This window comes from Promicromonospora sp. NPDC050880, assembly GCF_044456525.1.
GTDB lineage: Bacteria > Actinomycetota > Actinomycetes > Actinomycetales > Cellulomonadaceae > Promicromonospora.
The window spans coordinates 107,777-129,733 of record NZ_JBITFV010000015.1 but is presented as its reverse complement, the minus strand read 5'-3'; the positions used below and the strand labels follow the sequence as shown (position 1 = coordinate 129,733).

General features: G+C 73.0%; 17 protein-coding genes. 7 read left to right on the top strand and 10 right to left on the bottom strand.

Features of this window, described 5'->3' with window-relative positions; all coding sequences use genetic code 11:
- Positions 1 to 177: 177 nt before the first annotated feature.
- Positions 178 to 1,263, bottom strand: a complete 1,086-nt coding sequence (locus ACIBBF_RS20840) for an acyltransferase family protein (RefSeq protein WP_397417139.1) — start codon at positions 1,261 to 1,263, stop codon at positions 178 to 180.
- Positions 1,264 to 1,429: 166 nt separating this feature from the next.
- Here ACIBBF_RS20840 and mfd point away from each other — a divergent pair, with 166 nt between their 5' ends.
- Positions 1,430 to 5,026, top strand: coding sequence for a transcription-repair coupling factor (gene mfd / locus ACIBBF_RS20835; RefSeq protein WP_397417137.1), 3,597 nt, complete (start codon positions 1,430 to 1,432; stop codon positions 5,024 to 5,026).
- A 114-nt stretch (positions 5,027 to 5,140) separates the two neighbouring features.
- Positions 5,141 to 6,049, top strand: a complete 909-nt coding sequence (locus tag ACIBBF_RS20830) for an ABC transporter substrate-binding protein (RefSeq protein ID WP_397417134.1) — start codon at positions 5,141 to 5,143, stop codon at positions 6,047 to 6,049.
- On the opposite strand, the gene ACIBBF_RS20825 is transcribed toward ACIBBF_RS20830, so the two are convergent.
- Positions 6,043 to 6,198: a hypothetical protein gene (locus ACIBBF_RS20825; protein WP_397417131.1), complete on the bottom strand. Its 156-nt coding sequence runs from the start codon at positions 6,196 to 6,198 to the stop codon at positions 6,043 to 6,045. The genes ACIBBF_RS20830 and ACIBBF_RS20825 overlap by 7 nt on opposite strands.
- 42 nt (positions 6,199 to 6,240) lie before the next feature.
- Between ACIBBF_RS20825 and ACIBBF_RS20820 the strand changes: the two genes are divergently transcribed.
- Genes ACIBBF_RS20820 through ACIBBF_RS20805 form a run of 4 tightly spaced genes read left to right on the top strand, consistent with a single transcriptional unit; the run spans position 6,241 to position 9,620 of the window.
- Entirely contained in the window at positions 6,241 to 6,543 is a 303-nt protein-coding gene (locus tag ACIBBF_RS20820) for a helix-turn-helix transcriptional regulator (protein WP_119142262.1), read from the top strand.
- A gap of 23 nt (positions 6,544 to 6,566) precedes the next feature.
- Positions 6,567 to 7,847: a type II toxin-antitoxin system HipA family toxin gene (locus ACIBBF_RS20815; RefSeq protein ID WP_397417128.1), complete on the top strand. Its 1,281-nt coding sequence runs from the start codon at positions 6,567 to 6,569 to the stop codon at positions 7,845 to 7,847.
- A 19-nt stretch (positions 7,848 to 7,866) separates the two neighbouring features.
- Entirely contained in the window at positions 7,867 to 8,739 is an 873-nt protein-coding gene (kynA, locus tag ACIBBF_RS20810) for a tryptophan 2,3-dioxygenase (protein WP_397417125.1), read from the top strand.
- Positions 8,736 to 9,620 carry a hydrolase gene (locus tag ACIBBF_RS20805; RefSeq protein ID WP_397417122.1) on the top strand — a complete coding sequence of 295 codons (885 nt, stop codon included), beginning with the start codon at positions 8,736 to 8,738 and terminating at the stop codon, positions 9,618 to 9,620. Before kynA ends, ACIBBF_RS20805 begins: the two co-directional genes overlap by 4 nt.
- A gap of 94 nt (positions 9,621 to 9,714) precedes the next feature.
- On the opposite strand, the gene ACIBBF_RS20800 is transcribed toward ACIBBF_RS20805, so the two are convergent.
- Positions 9,715 to 13,113, bottom strand: coding sequence for a discoidin domain-containing protein (locus tag ACIBBF_RS20800; RefSeq protein WP_397417120.1), 3,399 nt, complete (start codon positions 13,111 to 13,113; stop codon positions 9,715 to 9,717).
- A gap of 211 nt (positions 13,114 to 13,324) precedes the next feature.
- On the opposite strand from ACIBBF_RS20800, the gene ACIBBF_RS20795 reads away from it, so the two are divergent.
- Positions 13,325 to 14,563, top strand: a complete 1,239-nt coding sequence (locus ACIBBF_RS20795) for a kynureninase (RefSeq protein WP_397417118.1) — start codon at positions 13,325 to 13,327, stop codon at positions 14,561 to 14,563.
- 59 nt (positions 14,564 to 14,622) lie between these two features.
- On the opposite strand, the gene ACIBBF_RS20790 is transcribed toward ACIBBF_RS20795, so the two are convergent.
- The 7 genes from ACIBBF_RS20790 to ACIBBF_RS20760 form a co-directional block, all read right to left on the bottom strand.
- The gene (locus ACIBBF_RS20790; RefSeq protein WP_397417116.1) at positions 14,623 to 16,266 is read right to left on the bottom strand and encodes an AMP-binding protein; all 1,644 of its coding nucleotides are present in this window, start codon (positions 16,264 to 16,266) and stop codon (positions 14,623 to 14,625) included.
- Positions 16,267 to 16,359: 93 nt separating this feature from the next.
- Positions 16,360 to 17,184: a serine hydrolase gene (locus ACIBBF_RS20785; protein WP_397417114.1), complete on the bottom strand. Its 825-nt coding sequence runs from the start codon at positions 17,182 to 17,184 to the stop codon at positions 16,360 to 16,362.
- Positions 17,181 to 17,894: a type 1 glutamine amidotransferase gene (locus tag ACIBBF_RS20780; RefSeq protein ID WP_397417111.1), complete on the bottom strand. Its 714-nt coding sequence runs from the start codon at positions 17,892 to 17,894 to the stop codon at positions 17,181 to 17,183. The genes ACIBBF_RS20785 and ACIBBF_RS20780 overlap by 4 nt, the downstream gene beginning before the upstream one ends.
- Complete coding sequence (locus ACIBBF_RS20775) at positions 17,891 to 19,006, bottom strand: ABC transporter ATP-binding protein (protein WP_397417109.1); 1,116 nt, start codon at positions 19,004 to 19,006, stop codon at positions 17,891 to 17,893. Before ACIBBF_RS20775 ends, ACIBBF_RS20780 begins: the two co-directional genes overlap by 4 nt.
- Positions 18,999 to 20,033 (bottom strand): ABC transporter ATP-binding protein, encoded by a 1,035-nt coding sequence (locus ACIBBF_RS20770; protein WP_397417107.1) that lies wholly within the window; start codon positions 20,031 to 20,033, stop codon positions 18,999 to 19,001. Before ACIBBF_RS20770 ends, ACIBBF_RS20775 begins: the two co-directional genes overlap by 8 nt.
- Positions 20,030 to 20,959 carry an ABC transporter permease gene (locus ACIBBF_RS20765; protein ID WP_397417104.1) on the bottom strand — a complete coding sequence of 310 codons (930 nt, stop codon included), beginning with the start codon at positions 20,957 to 20,959 and terminating at the stop codon, positions 20,030 to 20,032. Before ACIBBF_RS20765 ends, ACIBBF_RS20770 begins: the two co-directional genes overlap by 4 nt.
- Complete coding sequence (locus ACIBBF_RS20760) at positions 20,952 to 21,956, bottom strand: ABC transporter permease (RefSeq protein WP_397417102.1); 1,005 nt, start codon at positions 21,954 to 21,956, stop codon at positions 20,952 to 20,954. The genes ACIBBF_RS20765 and ACIBBF_RS20760 overlap by 8 nt, the downstream gene beginning before the upstream one ends.
- Position 21,957 lies beyond the last annotated feature (1 nt).

Here is a 21,957-nt window from a genome sequence, read left to right as displayed (position 1 = left end):
GGCGCGCCCGGGGGGGGGCTGTGTCCCCGCGCCCGGCCCCCCGCGGGGGCCCCCCCCCCCCCCCACCCCCCCCACCTCGGTGGCATGTGCCTCCGTGCTGAACCCGTCCCGCCGCGGCCAGATCCGACCGAGTGCGCCCGGTCGAGACACCGGCCAGGCACGAGGCGCGGTGATCCCTCAGCGACCGGAGCCCGACAACCACCGCGGCGGCGCGAAGAGCCACCGCGCGCCGATCCGCGGCGCGAGCTCGCCCAGGGCCAGGCCGGCCGCGATCGCCGCGGCCCACAGGGCGACCGGCAGCCACTGCGACGGGGGCGCCGGGATCCAGATCCCGTTGCGCCACAGCACCGACAGCAGCGCGAGCACCACGGACGTGTGCGTGACGAAGACCGGCAACGTGCGTGCGCCGAGCCACCGCAGCCCGAGTGCGCCCGGCACCCGCGAGAGCAGCACGCTCACGGTGACGCCGGCCGGCACACCCGCGATGTTGGCCAGCAGGTAGCACCCCGGCACGTCGGCGAGGCCCAGCTCGCGCACCGCGACCTGGACCCCGAGCCAGACGGCGACCGCGCCGACGGCCCACAGCCAGGTGACCCGCTCCGCGAAGCGTTCGAGCAGCGGGCGCAGGTGCAGCCCGGCCAGGAAGAACAGCGCGAACTGCGCGGTACCCCGCCAGGCGAGGCTCGCCGGCTCCCAGCCGGCCAGGGCCCAGGCGCCGACGGCTGCCGCGAGCACGAGCTGCACGGGCGCGGGGACGCGGCGCAGCGCGCGGGCGATCACGAAGAAGACCGCGAGCGTCCAGATGAACCAGAGCTCGGAGCGCGGCACCAGGAGCGACCAGGCGAGGTCGTGGCCGAGGGTGCCCCAGTCGGCGTCGGCCACCTGGTAGTAGCCGGTGAGCAGGCGCACCAGCAGGGAGACCGGCTCCCACAGCACGAACACCCAGGCGAAGAAGAGCAGCTTGCCGCGGGCCAGGCGGGACCACGGCACGGTGGTCCACTTGGCGGCGAACATACCGGCCACCGTGAAGAACAGGGGCATGCGCAGGCTGCGGAGCGTCTCGTTGACCTCGCGGAGCACGCCTACCTCGTACCCCGTCTGCCACGTCCAGTTCGTGGCGTGGTAGAGCACGACGAGGCCGATGGCGAGGCCGCGCGCGACGTCGGGCCAGGCGAGGCGGGCAGGGGCACGCCGCTCGACGGCGGCGTCGCGCCCCGGGCCCGGCGCGCCGGTGTGCCGCGGGGATCCGGAGGGGGTCAACATCGCCGGTCATCGTACGTGCCGGGTACGACATCCGGGAGACGTCACGGTGACGATCCGGCAGTGTCGGTGGCCCGGAGTAGCCTGGTACGAGCCCCTCACACGTGACCCGTACCCGGGTCGTGCCCGTGGTGGGCCCGTCGTCGTGCGCCATCGAAGGACAGATCCCATGAACCTCACCGGCCTGCTGCCCACCCTCCTGCGTGATCCCGGGGCTTCCGCCGCGGTCGAGCGCGTGCGCGCGCGTGGCTTCGTGGACGTCGTGGGACCGGTGGGTGCCCGCCCGCCGCTGCTGGTGGCCGCGGCCGAGAAGCGGCCGCTCGTGGTGGTCACGGCCACGGGGCGCGAGGCGGACGACCTGGCGGCGAGCCTGCGCGGCTACCTCCCGGAGGAGCACGCCGACGACGTCGCGGTCCTGCCCGCCTGGGAGACCCTGCCGCACGAGCGGCTCAGCCCGCGCGCGGACACGGTCGCCAAGCGGCTGGCCGTGTTCCGCCGCCTGGCCCATCCCGCGCCGGGCCACGGGCAGGACGGCGCCGTCCGGATCCTGGTGATGCCGGTCCGTGCCCTGCTGCAGCCCGTGGTCGACGGCCTGGGCGAGCTGGAGCCGGTCCAGCTCGCCACGGGCACCACCGCGGACCTGACCGACGTGGCCGAGCGGCTCACGGCCGCCGCCTACACGCGCGTGGACATGGTGGAGCGGCGCGGGGAGTTCGCGGTGCGCGGCGGCATCCTCGACGTCTTCCCGCCCACCGAGGACCACCCGCTGCGCTGCGAGTTCTGGGGCGACGAGGTCACGGAGATCCGCTGGTTCGCCGTGGCCGACCAGCGCAGCCTGGAGATCGCGGAGCACGGCGTCTGGGCGCCGCCGTGCCGGGAGATCCTGCTGGACGACGCCGTGCGGCGTCGGGCCGCCGATCTCGTCGAGACCCTGCCCGGCGCGGTCGAGATGCTCGACAAGCTCGCGGCGGGGGTCGCCGTCGAGGGCATGGAGTCGCTCGCCCCGGTGCTGGTGGACCGCATGGTCCCCGTGCTGGAGCTGGTGCCGGAGGACGCGCTGCTCGTGGTCGACGAGCCGGAGCGCGTGCGCCGCCGCGCGCACGACCTCGTGGCCACCACCGAGGAGTTCCTCGCCGCCGCCTGGACCGGCGCCGTCGCGGGCGGGGCCGCGCCCATCGACCTGTCCGCGGCGTCCTTCGCGACGTTCGCCGAGGTGCGCGAGATCGCGGCCCGGCGCGCCCTCGGCTGGTGGACCCTGTCCGCGTTCACCCAGGACACCGAGCTCACCGAGGCCGACGCCGACGCGTCGGACACGGCGTCGGACACGTTCGTGGTCGGTGCGCGGGACGTCGAGTCCTACCGCGGTGACCTCGCCCGTGCGCTGGACGACGTGCACGGGCTGCAGGTCGCGGGCTGGCGGCTCGTGCTGACCACGGAGGGGCACGGTCCGGCCAAGCGCATGACCGAGCAGCTCTCGGCCGCCGGTACCGCGGCACGGCTGACGGTGTCGCTGGAGGGCGAGCCGGAGCCCGGCGTCGTGCACGTGCTGGCCGGGGGAGTCGGCAAGGGGTTCGTGGCCCCCGAGCTGCAGCTCGCCGTGTTCTCCGAGCAGGACCTGACCGGGCGGGCCGGCGCGGGCACGCGCGACATGCGGCGCATGCCGAGCAGACGGCGCAACGTGGTGGACCCGCTCCAGCTCAAGGCGGGTGACTTCGTGGTGCACGAGCAGCACGGCGTGGGCCGGTTCGTCGAGATGGCGCAGCGCACGATGGGCACCGGGGGCAACCGCGCCACGCGCGAGTACCTCGTGATCGAGTACGCGAGCAGCAAGCGCGGGCAGCCGGGCGACCGCCTGTTCGTGCCCACCGACCAGCTCGACCAGGTCACCAAGTACACGGGCGGTGAGTCGCCGTCGCTGTCCAAGATGGGCGGCGCCGACTGGAAGAACACGAAGGCCAAGGCGCGCAAGCACGTCAAGGAGATCGCGAGCGAGCTGATCCGGCTCTACAGCGCGCGCATGGCCACGCAGGGGCACGCCTACGGGCCCGACACCCCGTGGCAGCGGGAGCTGGAGGACGCGTTCGCGTACGTCGAGACGCCCGACCAGCTCGCCACGATCGACGAGGTCAAGGCCGACATGGAGAAGTCCGTGCCGATGGACCGCCTGGTGTGCGGCGACGTCGGCTACGGCAAGACGGAGATCGCCATCCGCGCCGCGTTCAAGGCGGTGCAGGACGGCAAGCAGGTCGCCGTCCTGGTGCCCACCACGCTCCTGGTGCAGCAGCACTACGAGACCTTCTCCGAGCGGTACACCGGGTTCCCGGTGACCGTGCGGGCCCTGAGCCGGTTCCAGACCGCCAAGGAGTCCGAGGAGACGCTCCAGGGTCTCAAGGACGGCAGCGTCGACATCGTCATCGGCACCCACCGCCTCATCACCGGGTCGGTCGCGTTCAAGGACCTGGGCCTCGTGGTGATCGACGAGGAGCAGCGCTTCGGCGTCGAGCACAAGGAGACGCTCAAGCAGCTCCGCACCAACGTGGACGTGCTGGCCATGTCCGCCACCCCGATCCCGCGCACGCTGGAGATGGCGGTCACGGGCATCCGCGAGATGTCCACACTGGCCACGCCCCCGGAGGAGCGGCACCCGGTGCTCACCTACGTGGGCGCGTACGAGGAGAAGCAGATCGCGGCTGCCCTGCGCCGCGAGCTGCTGCGCGAGGGCCAGGTCTTCTACGTGCACAACAAGGTGGAGACCATCCAGCGGGCCGCGTCCCGGCTCAACGAGCTGGTGCCCGAGGCCCGCATCGGCGTGGCCCACGGCAAGATGAGCGAGCACCAGCTCGACCAGGTCATCCGCGCCTTCTGGGAGAAGGAGCTCGACGTGCTGGTCTGCACCACGATCATCGAGACCGGCCTGGACATCTCGAACGCCAACACCCTGATCCTGGAGCGGTCCGACATGCTGGGCCTGTCCCAGCTGCACCAGCTCCGCGGGCGTGTGGGCCGCGGTCGCGAGCGCGCCTACGCCTACTTCCTCTACCCGCCGGAGAAGCCGCTCACGGAGACGGCGCACGACCGGCTGGCGACCATGGCCGCCCACACCGACCTCGGCGCGGGCATGCAGATCGCCATGAAGGACCTCGAGATCCGTGGCGCGGGCAACCTGCTCGGCGGCGAGCAGTCCGGGCACATCGCCGGCGTCGGCTTCGACCTGTACGTGCGCATGGTGGGCGAGGCGGTGTCCGCGTTCCGCGGGGACACCGAGGAGGAGGCCCCCGAGGTCACCATCGAGCTGCCCGTGGACGCCCACCTGCCCGAGTCCTACATCGCCACCGAGCGGCTGCGGCTGGAGGCCTACAAGAAGATCGCCGGGGCGCAGGACACCGCGGCGCTCGACGAGGTGCGTGCCGAGCTCACCGACCGGTACGGCGCCCTGCCCGAGGTGGCGGGTGCGCTGTTCGACGTCGCCGACTTCCGCAACCACGCCCGCAGGGCCGGGCTCACGGACGTCACGGCACAGGGCAAGTACGTCCGGTTCGCGCCGGTGAACCTGCCGGAGTCGGCGCAGCTGCGGCTCAAGCGGCTCTACCCGGGCACCATCCTCAAGCCGGCCATCCGCGCGTTCCTCGTGCCGTTCCCGACGACGGCGCGGATCGGCGGCCGGCCGCTGCGGGGCACCGAGGTGCTGCAGTGGGCGCGGGCCCTGATCGACGCGGTGATTCTGGCCGACGTGGGGGCTGCGGCTAAGGTCGGCACCAGCGCCTGACCAGGGCGTCCCGCTGGTGGGCATAGGTGAAACTCGGATTCACAGCAACCGGTCAGGACCGTATAGGCTCCACCCGCGTCACTCGCTCATCATGTCTTTTGTGGAGGATCCCGCATGGCACTCGGACATCGCACGCGTGCGATCGTCGGCTCCCTCGCAGCGGTCACCGCGCTCGGCGCCCTGCTGACCGGCTGCTCGACCGACTCGACGCAGGCGGCGGAGGACTCCGATCAGGCCGTGGAGGTGGACGAGAACCTGCGCGCGCTGCTCCCCGGTGAGCTGCGGGCGGAGTCCGCGCGGATCACGGTCGGCACGGAGTCCGGCTACCCGCCCTTCGAGTACACCAACGAGGCCGGCCGCATCGTCGGCTTCGAGATCGACCTGTTCGACGCGGCGTCGGACCGGCTGGGGCTGAAGTACACGTTCTACGACATGCCGTTCGAGTCGCTGCTCGACGAGCTGTACGCGAGCAACGTCGACGCCGTGGCCGCGGCGATGTCCGACACCGCCGAGCGTCGTGTCAACTCGGACTTCGTCGACTACTACAACGACAGCGACGCGATCATGGTCCCGGCGGGCAACCCCGCGGGCATCAAGACCCTGAAGGACCTCTGCGGCCGCACGGTGGCCGTGCTCACCGAGTCGACCCAGGACGAGGCGCTCGCGGCCCTGAACACCGGGGAGTGCAAGTCCAAGCCGGTCACGGTGACCCGGTTCGACACGGATGCCGACGCGCTCGCGCAGGTCCAGGCGGGCAAGGCGGACGCCGAGCTCACCCAGTGGTCCACCGGTGCCTACAACGCGAAGCAGGTCGGTTCGGGCGACATCTTCGAGGTGGCGAACACCGAGGTGATCAACCCGTCCCCGCTCGGCTGGGTGTTCCCGACGGGCGACGTCGAGATGGTGCGCGCCTACCAGGCCGCGCTCCAGAGCATCATCGACGACGGCACCTACGCCGAGATCCTGGAGAAGCACGACCTCTCGGTCGGTGCCCTGGAGAAGGCGACCGTCAACGGTCAGTGACCCGCAGCCGAGTCCAGGCCGAACGGGCCGTCCCACCGCACGGTGGGCGGCCCGTTCGCCGTTCCGGCCTGGGGCACGGTGTGCGCCGCCGCGCCGGACTGTGCCGAGCCGAGCCGGATCGATTCGATAACGGTCAGCACAGTGCCCATTACAGCCCTCGTCGGTTACCCTGATAACCGAAAGGAGCAGTCATGGCCAGAACATCCCTCCGGACCCAGCGCGACCTCACCTCGTTCGGTGACCACGTCCGCGCCTGGCGCAAGATCCACGGTCTCACCGCCCAGCTCGTCGCGGACCGCGCGGGCATCACGCGCACCACGCTGCGTGCCATCGAGACGGGCACCGGGACCGTGAGCCTCGAGAACACGCTCGCCGTGCTGCGGGTGCTCGGCGTGGCCGACGCCGTGGTCGGTGCGAGCGACCCGCTCACCACCGAGATGGGCAGGTTTCACGCGGAACGCGCTCTGCCGCAGCGGGTCCGCGTCACCAGGTGAACCAGATGAGGAAGTGAACGCCCTTGTCGATACATGTCGAGGTCGAGCTCCCCGGCGGGGGCCAGGTCCACGCCGGTGACCTCGACATGCATCTCAACCGGGGCGGGGCGCTGGTCGGCTGCACGTTCCGGTACGACCCCGCCTACCTGCGCCAGCCGCGTGCGTACGCGCTGTGCCCGGAGCTCCCGCTCACCCCGGGGAACATCCCGTCGGGCAGCGACCGGCCCCTGTTCGGCGTCATCGCGGACTGCCAGCCCGACCAGTGGGGCCGCACGCTGCTGTTCAACGCCGAGCGCCGCGCCGCACGGGCCGAGGGCCGGCGGTTCCTGACCCTCACCGAGCTGGACTTCCTGCTCGGCGTGCAGGACGAGACCCGGCTGGGCGCCCTGCGCTTCTCCCTCGACGGCGGCCGGACGTTCCTGGGCCCGCCGCGCGCGGAGATCCCCGACCTGGTGGACCTGCCGTCCCTGACCGAGGCCGCGGACGCCGTGGCGCAGCACCGGGAGACCGACCACGACGTGCGGCTGCTCGTCGCGGCAGGTACCTCCATGGGCGGCGCGCGGCCCAAGGCGACGGTGAAGGACGGCGCCGGCGACCTGTGGATGGCCAAGCTGCCCGAGACGGGCGACCGCTGGGACGTGCAGGCCTGGGAGTACCTGACGTTGCGGCTGGCGTCGGACGCCGGCATCGAGGTGCCGGTGGCGCGGCTGCACCGGATCGGTCCGGGCCGGTCCATCCTGCTGACCCGGCGGTTCGACCGGCGGGCGGTCTCGCGCGACCCCGGCGGGGGCGCGCAGGGCGGCGGGCGCATCGGCTTCCTGTCCGCGGACAGCCTCACGCAGAAGGCGTTCTTCGAGGTCATCGACTACCGGACGCTCGCGGAGACGCTCGCCGACCACTCCGGCCGGCCGGCCACCGACGGGCACGACCTGTTCCGCCGCGTCGCGTTCACGCTGCTCGTGCGGAACGTGGACGACCACATGAAGAACCACGGCTTCCTGCGCCGCCCGGACGGCTGGTCGCTGTCCCCGCTGTTCGACGTGAACCCCAACCCGTTCGCCGTCGCCGAGTCGACGCCGCTGGTGCCCGGCGGCAGCCGGATCGACCGGGACGTGCGGGAGCTCCTGGCCGGTGCGGACTCCTACGGGCTGCGTCAGGACGACGCCCGCCGGGTGCTCGCGGAGGTGGCGGAGGCGACGTCGGGCTGGACGCGCATCGCGCGGGACATGTCGCTGCCGCCCGAGGAGATCGCCTTGATGGCCGAGGCCTTCGAGAACCCGAACCGGGACGAGGCGGCGGCCTGAGCGGGGTTACGCTCGCGCCATGACTCGCACAACGAGCGGCAACACCCGGCCCATCGAGGCCTCCATCCGCACGGACTTCCGTGACGAGATGGACTACGGCTCCTACCTGGGCCTGGACGAGCTCCTGTCGGCGCAGCACCCCGTGAGCGACCCGCCGCACCACGACGAGCTGCTGTTCATCATCCAGCACCAGACCACCGAGCTGTGGCTCAAGCTCGTGGTGCACGAGCTGCTCGCCGTGCGGCAGTTCCTCGACACCGACGACCTGTCCCGTGCGCTCAAGGGCCTGGCCCGGGTCAAGCACATCCAGCGCACCATCACGGAGCAGTGGTCGGTGCTGGCTACCCTGACCCCGAGCGAGTACGCCGAGTTCCGGGGCTCGCTGGGACAGTCCTCCGGGTTCCAGTCGCACCAGTACCGCGCGGTGGAGTTCCTGCTGGGCAACAAGAACGCCGGGATGCTCCAGGTCTTCCGGGCCAAGCCCGAGGTGCACGCCCAGCTCGCCCGGCTCCTGGCGGAGCCCACGGTGTACGACGCGTTCCTGCGGCTGCTGGCGCGGCGCGGGCACGCCGTCCCCGCCGAGATCCTGGACCGCGACGTCACGCAGGCATGGACGGAGCACCCGGAGCTGACCGCCGTCTTCAAGACGATCTACGAGGACCCGCACGACCACTGGGAGCTGTACGAGGCCTGCGAGGACCTGGTCGACATCGAGGACGCCTTCCAGCTCTGGCGGTTCCGGCATCTGCGCACGGTGCAGCGCACCATCGGCTTCAAGACCGGCACCGGTGGCTCCAGCGGCGTCGGCTTCCTCAAGCGGGCCCTGGACCTGACGTTCTTCCCGGAGCTCATCTCGGTCCGTACCGAGATCGACGGCCCGCTCGGGGCGTGAGCGCGGTGCCGCAGGTGACGCTCCCCGGCGTCGTCGACCAGCACGTGCACCTGGGGCTGGTGGACCGGGGGCTTCTTGCGGGCAGCGCGGTCGCCGAGGTGCACGACCTGGGCTGGGACCCCCGGGAGGTGCGCGCCTGGGCGGCCGCGCCGCCGCCGGGTGTGCGGGTGCGGTTCGCCGGGCCGTTCCACACGGCACCGGGCGGCTACCCGACCGGGCGCACCTGGGCGCCGGAGGCCGCCGTCCGGCACGTGGCCTCGGTCCCGGAGGCGGGCGAGGCCGTGGCCGACGTGGTCGCGGCGGGCGGCTTCGCGGTCAAGGTCGCCCTGCACGCGGGCATGGACCTGCTGCCCGACGACGTGCTCCGGGCGCTGGTCGGAGCGGCACACGCGGCGGGGCTGCCGGTGCTGGTGCATGCCGAGGGTGCCGGTCAGGCCGCCCGCGCGATCGACGCGGGCGCGGACACCCTGGTGCACGTGCCCTGGACGGAGGCGTTGCCGGCGGCCGTGATCGCCCGCGCGACGCGGATGACGTGGATCTCCACCCTGGCGATCCACGACGGGCCGGGCGGCGCCCTGGACCGGGCGCTGTCCAACGCGCGGCGGTTCGTCGCGGCGGGCGGCCGCCTCGTGTACGGCACCGACATGGGCAACGGGCCGACGCCGGTCGGGGTCAACGAGCGCGAGATCGAGCTGCTCGGGTCGGTGCTCACGGGGGAGGCGCTGCGCCGGGCGGTGCTCGGCCCGCCGGAGGCCCCGGCGCTGACCGCCCCGCTGCCCCTGCCGGAGACGGCGTCCGAGCTGATCGCCTGGCTCCGTGCGGCCACCCGCCTTCCCCTCCCGCCCTCCGAATCGGACCGAGGCGAGACTCCGCCGAGGTAGAGCCGAGGTAGAACGGTGGCGAAGGAGGACGCCCGCCCGCGCCCTCCTTCGCCACCGTTCGGTCTCGCCCTGGTTCCCCTCGGCCAGGGGTGGGTCAGTTGCGGGTGATCGTGAACGTCGTCGTGTCGTTCACGATGTCCCGGTAGTTGTTCGACAGGGTCAGCCCGTTGAACGTGGCCGACCCGACCGCCGGTCCCTGTCCCGCCTCGGGCATCGGGTTGGCCCAGATGCCGTACCCGGACCGCGCGTCGTACTCGTCACCGCTGCGCTGCGCGCCGGTGATCGAGACGTCGGTGAACACCGTGTCCTGGACCGGGTTCACCGGCTGCCCGCCGAGGTACTGGGTCTGGAACATGATTCCCGAGTACGTCGGGTCCACGATGTCGAGGTCGTTCACCCGGATGGCGGTGAACGTCTTGGACGCCGAGAACAACCAGACCGCGGGGAAGACCTGCGGGCCCCAGAAGTGCCCGCCGGAGCGCACCACGGAGATGCCCTCGAACCGGGTCGGCGCGGGACCGAACCCCTCCATCGGGTACCCGAAGTCCAGGGAGCTGATGGTCACGCCCGAGTACACGAGCGTGTCGGCGATGTAGATGTTGCGGAACGTGTTGTCCTGCCCGCCGTAGACGGCCAGGCCCGCGGCCCGCCAGGTGTTCGTGGAGGTCAGGTTCTCGAACACGTTGCCCCGCTGGCCGCTGCCCCCGGCGTCGGTCGCCGCGAACAGCGCGAACGAGTCGTCGCCCGTGCCGCGCGCCTGGTTGTTGTGCACGTGGTTGTTCGCGCTGCCGTTGGTCATGTTCAGCGCGTCGGCGAACGTGTTCCGGATCCGGGAGTCCTTGATCTCCGAGTCGTCCATGTTGGCCGCCCAGAACATGCAGATCATGTGCTCGACCCAGATGTCGTCGATGGTCATGTCGCGCACGTTCGCGAAGTCGAAGACCTTGCCCGGCCCGTCGATCCGCGAGGTGTAGTTGCCGAAGTAGGCGAAGTCGCGGAACGTCGAGCCGTTCGCGCTGCTCTCGGCGCGGAACCCGATGTCCGTGTTCTCCTGCCCGGCCGGCGCGTGGAACCGGGTGAACCACGGCCCGGCGCCGACGATGTCGACCGCCTTGCCGTACACCTGGAACTTGCTCGCCGTCTGGTAGTCGCCCGCCGGCAGGTAGACGCCGGCGAGGTTGCCGGTCGTGTCCATCCGGAACCGGTCGAGCGCGTTCTGCACGTCCTGGTGCGTGAAGCCCGCGGGCTGGATGTACCGCGCCGGGTCCGGGTTGGCCTGTGCCGTCGCCTGCTCCAGGTCCACGAAGTCGACCGTGTACGGCCCGGGGTTGCTCGCCGTCTTCTGCAGCCGGATGGTCGAGCCCGCCGGGACCGTCCGCCCGAGCAGGGTGTTGGCCTCGTCGTAGATGTGCCGCGGGGCGCCCTGGCCGGGCTGGTTGCCCGGGCTGGCCTCGTTGCCGTACAACCACGCGAAGCGCGAGGTCAGGTCGATGTTCTTGACGAACTGCCCGTCCACGTACACCCCGAGCGAGCCGTTCGTGCCGCCGCCGCCCGCGGCGTCCGGCATCGAGAAGCGCACCACCAGGGAGTTGGCGGGCGCCCGGGTGGTCCACTCGACGTAGGAGCCGGTCTGGCCGAGCGTGACGGCCTTGCGTCCGGACGCCTCGCCCGCCAGGTCACCGACCACGCGGTTCGGGCCGACGGTGGTCGCGCCGCCGCCCGCCGCGCCGTCCTCCGCCTCGTACGTGTCGAAGGGCATGCTCGCACCGCGGCCGATGAACAGGGTCCGCGTCACCTCGTTGTTCGCGCGCTTGGCCGCTACCTCGGTCGGGTCGGGTGCCGCCGTGACCGTCACGTCGTACGAGCCGTCCGCCGCCGGCCAGGTACCCAGGTCCACGCTCTGGCTGGTGGCCCCGGGGGCGATGGCGCCGGAGACCGAGCCCGTCAGTGTCCGCACCACCGAACCGCCGTCGTCGCGCACCACGACCGTGAGCCCGTGCGCACCGGACGAGGCCGCGACCGAACCCCGGTTCGCGATCGTCGCGGAGAACGTCACGGTCTCGCCCGCGGCCGGGGTGGTCGGGCTCCACGACACGGTCGGGACCAGGTCGGAGCTGGCGACCTCGGTCACCACCAGCGGGTCGGGGTGGGTGTAGGCGTTGTCCGCCTCGGACTGCTCGGCCACGGCCTCCGACGGGTCGGCCACGGCCCCGATCTCGTACGACCCCGCCGGCTGCGAGCCGATGTCCGCGGTCACGGTGGCCTGGGCCCCCGTGGCGAGCGCGCCGACCTGACCGGTGGCCACCTCGTCACCGTCCAGCGTGAACGACACGTCCGTCGCCGCCGACGCCTGCGTACCGATGTTCTTCACGACGGCCGACAGCGTGACGTCGTCCTCCTCCGTCGGCGACGCCGGGTCCGCCGTCACCCCGGTGACCGTGAGGTTCGGGTTCGGCGCGGCCGTGCCGAACACCTGCAGCTCGGCCACCTGGCCGTTGCCCGCGCCCGTGTTGCCCGTGAACCGCAGGCGCACCTCCCGGGCCGTGCCCGTGACCGGGACGGTCACCGAGTTGCCGGTCGCAGGGGAGAAGGCGTGCCCGGCCGACGGCGCCAGCGTGCTCCACGGGTCACCCGGCCCGGTGCGGCCCTGGACCTCGAACGTCTGGGTCCGCGGCCCCCAGGCCGCGGCCGGTGGCACCTTCACGACGACGTCGCTCAGCACCGCCGCCGACTCCAGGGTCACCGCCAGCGTGCTCGGGTACTGCCCGCCGGCGCCCTCCCAGTAGGTGGCGGTGTCGCCGTCGTTCGCGTTGGCCGCGACGTACGTCCACTCGGTCGACGACGCCGAGATCGTGCGGCCCGCCGCCAGGTCGGTGCCCTCGACCGGTCCCTCCGGGTCCGGGGCGTCGCGCGTGCCGCGCACCTCCAGCTCGGAGAGCTGTCCGGCGGGCCAGCCCGTGTTGGCCGTGATCGCCACCCGCACGTAGCGCGCCTCGGTGTCCGGCACGTCGATGGTCACGGTGTTGCCGGACGCCGGGTCGAACCGGCGCTGGGCGCTCGCGGCCAGGGTGGTGAACGCGGAGCCGTCGGCGCCGGCCTGCACCGACAGGGTCTGCGTGCGGGCCTCCCACGAGGCGGGCAGCTTGAGCACGACCTCCTCGACGGTGGCGCCCGAGCCGAGGTCGACCTGGGCCCACTGCGGCAGGCTGTTGTTGGTCGACTCCCAGTAGGTGGCGGCGTTGCCGTCCGTGAGGTTGTCGGCCAGGTAGGGCGCGTTGCTGCTGCTGGCCGCGGCGGACGCGCCGGCCGACAGGACCACCGGAGCGGCCGCGGCCGGCACGGGCGCGAGGGCCACGGCGGTCAGGGCGGCGGCGGTGAGCGCGGACAGGAGCGCGGGCGCGCGCCCTGGTCTGCGCCAGTGCGGGTGGTGTGGTGCAGCGGAGCGGAACATCGTCGTCCCCGATCTCCCGTCGTCCTCGACGGGTGTCGTCACCAAGGTGCTCGTGGGTACTTGCCGTGTTTCTGTTGCTAAACGCGCAGTCACTTGTCAACTTCTTGCGCGAGGATGACACGGACATTACTGACGTGCGCGCGGGAGCGTCAAGGGTGCGGTGCGGGCGGGGCCGGGGGCGGCGCGGGGCGTGGCGGGGTCGGGCGGCGCAGGGACGTACGCTCGGGCCGGAACCGAACGACCAGGAGCCCTCGTGACCGACACCGCACCGCCCGCCACCGATCTGCCCGCCGCGCTGCGCGACCGGGCGGCGGCCCTCGACGCCGCCGACCCGCTCGCGCACTTCCGCGACCTCTTCGCCCCCAGCGACGGCCTGGTCGCCTACCTCGACGGCAACTCGCTCGGCAGGCCGCTGACCGTCACCCGCGAGCGGCTCGCGTCCTTCGTGGACGGGCCCTGGGCCGGGCGTCTGATCCGCTCCTGGGACGAGGGGTGGATGGACGCACCGACCGAGCTCGGCGACACGCTCGCCCGCGTGGTGCTCGGTGCGGCGCCGGGACAGACCGTGGTCGCGGACTCGACCACCGTGCTGCTCTACAAGCTCGCCCGCGCCGCCGTCGACGCGCGGCCCGGGCGCCGCGTGATCGTCGCCGACACCGAGAACTTCCCCACGGACCGGTTCGTGCTCCAGGGGATCGCCGCCGAGCGTGGCCTGGAGGTCCGCTGGATCACGCCCGACCCGCACGCCGGGGTCACCGCCCAGGAGGTGGCGGACGCCGTCGGGCCGGACACCGCGCTCGTGCTGCTCAGCCACATCGCCTACAAGTCCGGGTACGTCGCCGACCTGCCCGCGATCACGCGGGTCGTGCACGACGCCGGGGCGCTCGTCCTGTGGGACCTGTGCCACTCGGCCGGCTCGGTCCCGCTGGACCTGGACGCCGACGACGTGGACATCGCCGTCGGCTGCACGTACAAGTACCTCAACGGCGGCCCCGGCTCACCGGCGTTCGCCTACCTCGCCGCCCGCCTGCAGGACGAGGTGCGGCAGCCGGTCCAGGGCTGGATGGGCGCCGCCGACCCGTTCGCGATGGGGCCGGAGTACGAGCCCGCGGCCGGGATCCGGCAGCTCGTCAGCGGTACGCCCCCGATCGTCGGGATGCTGCCGATGCGCGACATGCTCGCCCTGATCGACGAGGCGGGCATGCCGGCCGTGCGCGCCAAGTCGCTGGCCCTGACCGGCTTCGCGATCGAGGTCGCCGACGAGCTCCTGCCCGGCGTCCGCGTGGCGTCCCCGCGTGACCCCGAGCGTCGCGGGGGGCACGTCATGCTCGACCACCCGGACTTCCGCCGGGTCGTGGCGGAGGCCTGGAAGCAGGGTGTCATCCCGGACTTCCGCCCGCCGCAGGGCCTCCGGGTGGGCCTCTCTCCGCTGTCCACGAGCTTCGGAGAGCTGGCGGAGGGCCTCTGGACCATCCGCACCCTCCTCCGTTGACCCGTTGAGTGCGGGATGTTCGCCCTTTCCCGGGTGCAGCAAGGGCGAACATCCCGCACTCAACGAGGGCCGGGCAGGCGGCGGCGGTCGATCTTGCCCGTCGGGTTGCGGGGGAGGGCGTCGAGGAAGTGGACATCCCGGGGGAGCGAGAAGCGCGGGAGCGTGTCCCGGAGCCGGTCGATCAGGGTGTCCGCCGTGAGCGCGGCTCCCTCGTGCAGCACGACGTACGCGGCGAACCGGTGCCCGAACCGCTCGTCGGGCACGCCGAGCACCGCGACGTCCGCGACCTCCGGCAGCGCCGCCACGGCCTCCTCGACCGGACGGGGGAAGACGTTCTCGCCGCCCGAGACGATCATGTCGTCGGCGCGGCCCACCACGTAGAGGCGTCCCTCGGCGTCGAGCCGGCCGCGGTCGCCCGTGGCCATCAGGTCGCCGAACATCGGCTTGCCCGTGCCGTTGGTGTACCCCTCGAACAACATGCCGTTGCCCACGCAGATCTGGCCGACGGTGCCGCGCGGCACGGGCCGGCCGTCGTCGTCCAGGATGCCGATGCGGGTGCCCAGCGGCGGACGCCCGGCCGTCGTGGGCTCGGCGGCGAGGTCCTCCGGCGTGGCGATCGAGGCCCAGGAGGCCTCCGTGGAGCCGTACAGGCCGTACAGGACCGGACCGAACTCGTCGAGGAACTGCGTGATCCGGTCCGCGGGCATGGCGGAGCCGGAGTAGGCGACGACGCGCAGCGACGACGTGTCGTACCGGGCCTTGACCTCGGCGGGCAGGTCGAGGATGCGCTGGAGCATGACCGGCACCGCGACGAGGGCCGTCACCCGGTGCTCGGCGATCCTGCGCAGCGTGTCCTCGGCGTCGAACCGGCGGGGCAGCACCAGCTCCGCGTGCAGCGCCATGCCGAGCTGCAGGGCCGCGAGGCCCCAGGTGTGGAAGATCGGCGTGGTGATCATCATCCGGTCGCCGGCGCGCAGGGGGATCACCGACAGCAGCGAGGCCGCCTCGCTCAGGCCGTGCGGCTGCGGGCGGCGGGCACCCTTGGGGGTGCTGGTGGTGCCCGACGTCATCACGACCGTACGGCCGGGCTTCTCCGGGACGGGCACCCGTGCGGGGTCGCCCGCGGCGACGAGCGCGGCGAGGCCGGAGGCGCCGTCGTCGGCCCAGGTGGAGCGGACCGGGAGCTCGGCGGGCAGGTCGGGGTCCTGGTCGAGGAACTCCTGGTCGGCCAGGAGCAACGCGGGGCGCTGTTCGGCGACCACGGCCGACACCTGCGCGGGCGACAGGCCCGAGTTGAGCAGCAGGGTGGTCGCACCGAGCTTGGCCAGCGCCACCATGGCCTCGATGAGGCCGCCGTGGTTGCGGCACAGGACGGCCACGGGCGTGCGCGGGCCGACGCCGAGCTCCCGCAGGGCGTTGGCCAGCCGGTCGGTGTCGTCGTCGAGCTCGCGGAACGTCGAGGTGCGCCGCTCGTCGACGAACGCCGTCTGGTGCGGCGTGCGCACCGTGCTGGCGCGGTAACCGCCCGCGATCGAGGGGCCCCAGGTGAGGAGCTGCCAGACGGCGCCGACGTCCCGGTGCACGCGCAGGCCCGGGGCCAGGACGCCGGACCGGACCAGGTGGTAGCCCTGGTTGAGCAGGTTCTCCCGGCGGTCGACCTGCGCGAGGCTCCCGCGCGCGGTCTCTGCGGTACCAGTGGTCAACGTCGCCCCCCTGTGGCTCGCCGCTATTGCATCCGCATTCAATAGGAAACGGGTGCGGGAGGCAAGCCCCGTGCCGAGAAAGGGCGAGAAGGGTCAGGACAGCGCGACGGCCAGGGCGCCCAGGGACTTGAGGGTCTCCTCCGCGGCGGGCTCGTCGTAGCCGCGCGTGCACACCGCGACCACCAGGGCGTCCGGGCCCGGCCCGCCCACGAAGGCGACGTCGTGCCGGATGCCGTCGACCCAGCCGGACTTCGAGCCGAACGGCACGCCGCCGGGCACGGCGGCGGTGAGCTGCCGGTCGGTCTGGCGGCCCAGCAGCTCGCACATCCAGGCTGTCCGCTCCGGGCTCGCCAGCCGGCCCGTGACCAGCGCGGACATCAGCAGGCACAGGTCGGCGGCCGTGGTGCGGTGCGAGGCTCCCGCGCGCTCGGCCGCCAGGTCGGAGTACTTGCGGCCGAACACCGAGCGCGTGGCCCCGGCGTCGGCCAGGGCCTGGTTCACGGCGGGCAGGCCCACACGCTCGGCCACCATGTTGGTGGCCTCGTTCGAGGAGACCACCACCATGCGCTCGACGACGTCGCCGAACGGCATCGGCGTGCCGTCCGGCGGCAGGCCCGTGTCCACGTCGTCGGGCTCGATCGTGTACTCGCCGGCACCCGGGACCTGGGAGGTGAACGTCCGGGTGGCCACGCACGTGTCGGCCAGGCGTACCGTGCCGGCGTCCAGTCCCCGGGCGGCCGCGACCAGTACCGCGAGCTTCACCGTGGAGGCCGCGTAGAAGTCCAGGTCGTCCTGGCGCGCGGCGAGCACCTCGCCCGACGCCCGGGCGATCCGGTAGGCCACCACGGGCACCCCGTCGCTGTGCGTGCCTGTCGACACCATGGTCCTGGCCTCCTGCTCGCTGGGGATGATCGTCACTTCACGGAGCGGTGGACCACGTCGGCCCAGCCGCGCACCAGTGCCCGGGACTGCGCCTCGTTCTCGGCGGCGCGCGCCAGGGCCGCCGCGGCCAGCGCCGCCCGGTCGATGCCCTGGTCCGCCAGCGCCGCCTCGTCCCACGTGGCCACGCGGTCGGGGCGTGCCTCCGGGTGGAACTGCAGGCCCCACGCCGTGTCGCCCACCCGGAACGCCTGCACCGGGCACCGGCCGCTGGAGACCAGCAGCGTGGCCGACGGCGGTGGCGTGGTCACCGAGTCCTCGTGGTTCTCGATCATCCACAGGGGGCCGTCGGGCACACCGGGCAGGTCGCCGAAGACCGGGTCGCCGGCAGCGGCCGGCAGCACCGTCAGGGCACACATGCCCCGCTCGGTCTCGCCCGACCGCGCGGTGACCGTGCCGCCCGTCACGTGGGCCAGGAGCTGGCCGCCGAGGCACAGGCCGAGCAGCGGCACGCCGTCGTCGAGCGCCTGCCGCGTCAGGGCGCGCTCCCGTGCCAGGAAGGGGTGGTCGGCGTCGGCGTCCGGCATGAAGCCGCCGCCCAGCAGCACCACGCCCGCGAAACCGTCGAGGCGCTCCGGGAGGTCGGCCCCGGGGGTCAGCACCGGGTCGAGGCCCGCCTCCGGGAGCAGGCGCTCGAACCGGCCCATCGAGCTCGTGGGGGAGTTCAGGACCACCAGGACACGCGTCATGCCTCGACCCTAGGGTCGACCAGCGCGCGAGCGAAGTGGCAGGCCGCGACATGGGCGGCGGGGCCGGGCGACGTGGGGGCGCCATCCCCGGTGGCCGGGCGCGGCACCAGTGCGGGCACGTCCGTGGCGCAGGCGTCCGGCACGGAGCGCCGGCCCGGGTCCTGTCGCGCCTCCGGCAACGTCGGCGCCAGCCAGCAGCGGGTGTGGAACGGGCAGCCCGCCGGCGGGTCCACGGGCGAGGGCGGGTCGCCCTCCAGCACGATCGCGCCGAGACCGGGCCCGGGGCCCGCCCCGCCCGTCACCAGCCGCACCGCCGGGTCCGGCACCGGGACCGCCGACAGCAGCGCCTGCGTGTACGGGTGCTGCGCGCCCTCGTACACCGCGGTCTCGGGCCCCTGCTCGACGAGCCGGCCCAGGTACATCACGGCCACGTCGTGGGCGATGTGCCGCACGACGCCGAGGTCGTGCGCCACGAACAGGTAGGACAGCCCCAGCTCCTCCTGGAGGTCCTCCAGCAGGTTGATGACCTGGCCCTGCACCGACACGTCCAGCGCGGAGACGGGCTCGTCGCACACCAGGATCTTGGGGCGCAGGGCGAGCGCCCGCGCGATCCCGACGCGCTGCCGCTGGCCGCCCGAGAACTGGTGCGGGTACCGGCTCGCGTGGTCCGGGTCGAGGCCGACGAGCTCCAGCAGCTCGCCCACCGCGGCCCGCCGTCCGCCCGCCGGGTCGATGCCGTGGACGGCGAACGGCTCGCCCACGATCTCGCCCACCGACATGCGCGGGTTCAACGACGTGTACGGGTCCTGGAACACCATCTGCACGTCGCGGCGCAGGCGCTTGCGGCCCGCGCGGGACAGGCGGCTCACGTCCTCGCCGTCCACGAGCACCTGCCCGCTGGTCGGCGGCTCGATGCCGACCAGCACGCGCGCCAGCGTCGACTTGCCCGACCCGGACTCGCCCACCAGCCCCAGGGTGCGTCCCCGGTCGAGCGTGAGCGAGACGCCGTCGACGGCCTTGACCGCCGTCGTGGCCCGGCGCAGCAGGCCGCGCCGCACGGGGTAGTGCTTGACCAGCTCGCGCACCTCGAGCACGGGTCCTGCGTCACTCATCGTGTCCTCCGGTGTCCGCGCCGGCCAGGATGTCCGCCGCGAAGTGGCATGCCGACGTGCGACCCTCCGCGGGGTGCGCGAGCGGCGGTGCGTCCGTACGGCACACGTCCTGGACGGCGTCGCACCGGGGGTGGAACGGGCAGCCCGCAGGCATGGCGGCGGGGCTGGGCGGGCGGCCCGGGATGACGGGCAGGCGCCCCGTGCCGGAGGCGGACGGGATCGAGCGCAGCAGCGCCCGCGTGTACGGGTGGGCCGGCGCCCGGTAGAGGGGCTCCACGGGAGCCTGCTCGACGGCGCGGCCGGCGTACATGACCGTGACGTCGTCGGCCACACCCGCCACCACGCCCAGGTCGTGCGTGATGAGCACGAGGCCCATCCGCCGTTCCGCCTGGATCTCCGCGAGCAGGCGCAGCACCTGCGCCTGCACGGTGACGTCCAGGGCCGTGGTGGGCTCGTCGGCGATCAGCACGTCGGGGTCCATGGCCAGCGCCGACGCGATCATCACGCGCTGCCGCATGCCGCCCGAGAACTGGTGCGGGTACTCCTTGACCCGGGCCTTCGCGTTCGGCACCTTCACCAGGTCCAGCAGCTCGACGGCGCGGGTCCGGGCGTCCGCGCGGGACAGTCCCTGCCGCGCCCGCAGCGCCTCGGTGAGCTGGTAGCCGACGGTGTGCACCGGGTTGAGCGCGGCCAGCGCGTCCTGGAACACCATCGCCACCCGGTCGCCGCAGTACGCGCGGTGCTCCTTCCGGCTCAGGGTGAGCAGGTCGGTCCCGGCCAGGCGTGCCGTGCCGCGGGTGATCCGGGCCGTGTCGGGCAGCAGACCCATCACGGCCAGCGACGACACCGACTTGCCCGAGCCGGACTCGCCCACGATCGCCAGCGTGCGCCCGGCCTCGACCCGGTAGGACAGCCCGTCGACGGCACGCACCGTGCCGGCCGGCGTGCGGAACTCGACGGCGAGGTCCGTGACCTCCAGGAGGGGGCCGGTGCCGGGCGAGGCCACCGCGGCCTGTGCGGCGCTCATGCCGCCAGCCTCGGGTCGAGGGCGTCGCGCAGTGCGTCACCGAGCACCACCAGGGCCAGGACGGTCGCCACCAGGCAGATCAGCGGAGCGAGCAGGATGTGCGGCGCGCCGCCGAGCACCCACTGCGAGCCCTGCTCGATCTGGATGCCCCAGCTCGTGGCGGGCGGACGCACCCCGATGCCGAGGAACGACAGCACCGCCTCGGCGCTGATCACCCCGGCCACGGAGGTGGGCAGCAGCGCGGTGACCGTCCCGATGGCGTTGGGCAGCACGTGCCGCACCATGATCCGCAGGTCGGACGCGCCCAGCGAGCGCGCGGCGGTGACGTAGTCCAGGTTCTTGGCCTCCAGCGTGCTGGCCCGCACGTAGCGGGCATAGGGCATCCAGCCGAACAGGATGAGCACCACCGCGGGCAGCAGGATCACGCTGAACGTGCCGGCACCCAGGTCCACGCCCTGGAACAGGGACAGCACCAGGAGCGCGGCCAGCAGCAGCGGGATCACGAGGAACACCTCGACGGTCCGGGACACCAGGTAGTCCACCCAGCCGAGGTAGTACCCGGCGAGCAGGCCCAGCGTGACGCCGATCAGCAGCGAGACGCCGACCACCACGACGGCGAGCAGCAGCGACGGTCGCACGCCGTGCACCAGCGTGGCCAGCACGTCGCACCCGAGCGCGTCGGTGCCGAGCGGGTGCTCGCCGCCCCACCCCTGCGGCGTCGTGCGCGCCTCCCGGATGGGGCAGCTCCGAGGGCTGGTGGTGGTGAACAGCCGGGGGAACGCCGCCATCGTCGCGAAGAAGAGGAGCACCACGGCGGCGGCGATCGTGTCCGGCCGGCGGCGGAGCGTGCGCCAGGCGTCGGCGAGCGGGCTCGACGACCTGGTGGTGGCCGCGGCGGGCGGCGGGGGAGCGGCGGCGTCACTCATAGCGGATCCTCGGGTCGAGCAGGGCGTAGGCGATGTCGACGAGGATCATCACCACGACGGTCACCGCGGCCAGCAGGGTCACGATGCCGAGCACGAGCCCGACGTCGTCGTTCCGCACGGCCTCCCACAGGACGCCGCCCATGCCGTAGATGTTCATCAGGCCTTCCGTGATCACGGCCCCGCCGAGGGCCTCGGCGAACGTCAGGCCGACGGCGGTCACCACGGGCACCGAGGAGTTGCGGACCACGTGGTGCACGACGACGTGCCGCTCACCCAGGCCCTTCGACCGTGCGGTGCGCACGTGGTCGCCCTGGTAGGACTCGAGCTGTCCGGCGCGGACCAGGCGGATGAACGCCGCGGACCCGGCCAGGCCGAGCAGGATGCCCGGCACCGCGACCGTGGCCCACGGGTGCTCCGGGTCGAACGACGGCTTGAACCAGTACGGGGGCCAGCTGTCCTCGCCGAACGTGTCCTCGGCCCAGGTGCTCAGGGGCACCGCGACCACGTACCGGTAGACGATCAGCAGGACGAACACCGGGAACGCGTCGATGAGCACCGACGTGAGCCGGATCCCGTGGTCGCCGGCCGAACCGCGCCAGCGTGCGGCCACGGAACCGAGCACCATGCCGAGCGCCAGCCAGGTCACGAGCACGACGCAGAACAGGCGGAGCGTGTTGGGTGCCGCGGCGGCCACGATCTCCGAGACCTCGCGGCCGCGCAGGTTGGTGCCGAAGTCGCCCTGGCCGTACTGCCCGAGCCGTTCGACGAACGGTCCGAGGCAGGGGTTGCCCACCTGGTCGAAGCACGGGTCGTCGAGGTTGAACCGCTCCTCGACGACGGCGAGCTGCGCCGGGGACGGGATCTTGTCCCCGAAGAACGCCTGCGCGGGGTTCCCGTTGAGCTGGATGGCCACGGTCGTGAGCAGGTGCAGCAGGAACATCACCAGCAGCAGCGTGCCGACCGCCTGGAGGGCACGGCGGAGGATGTAGCGCCCCATG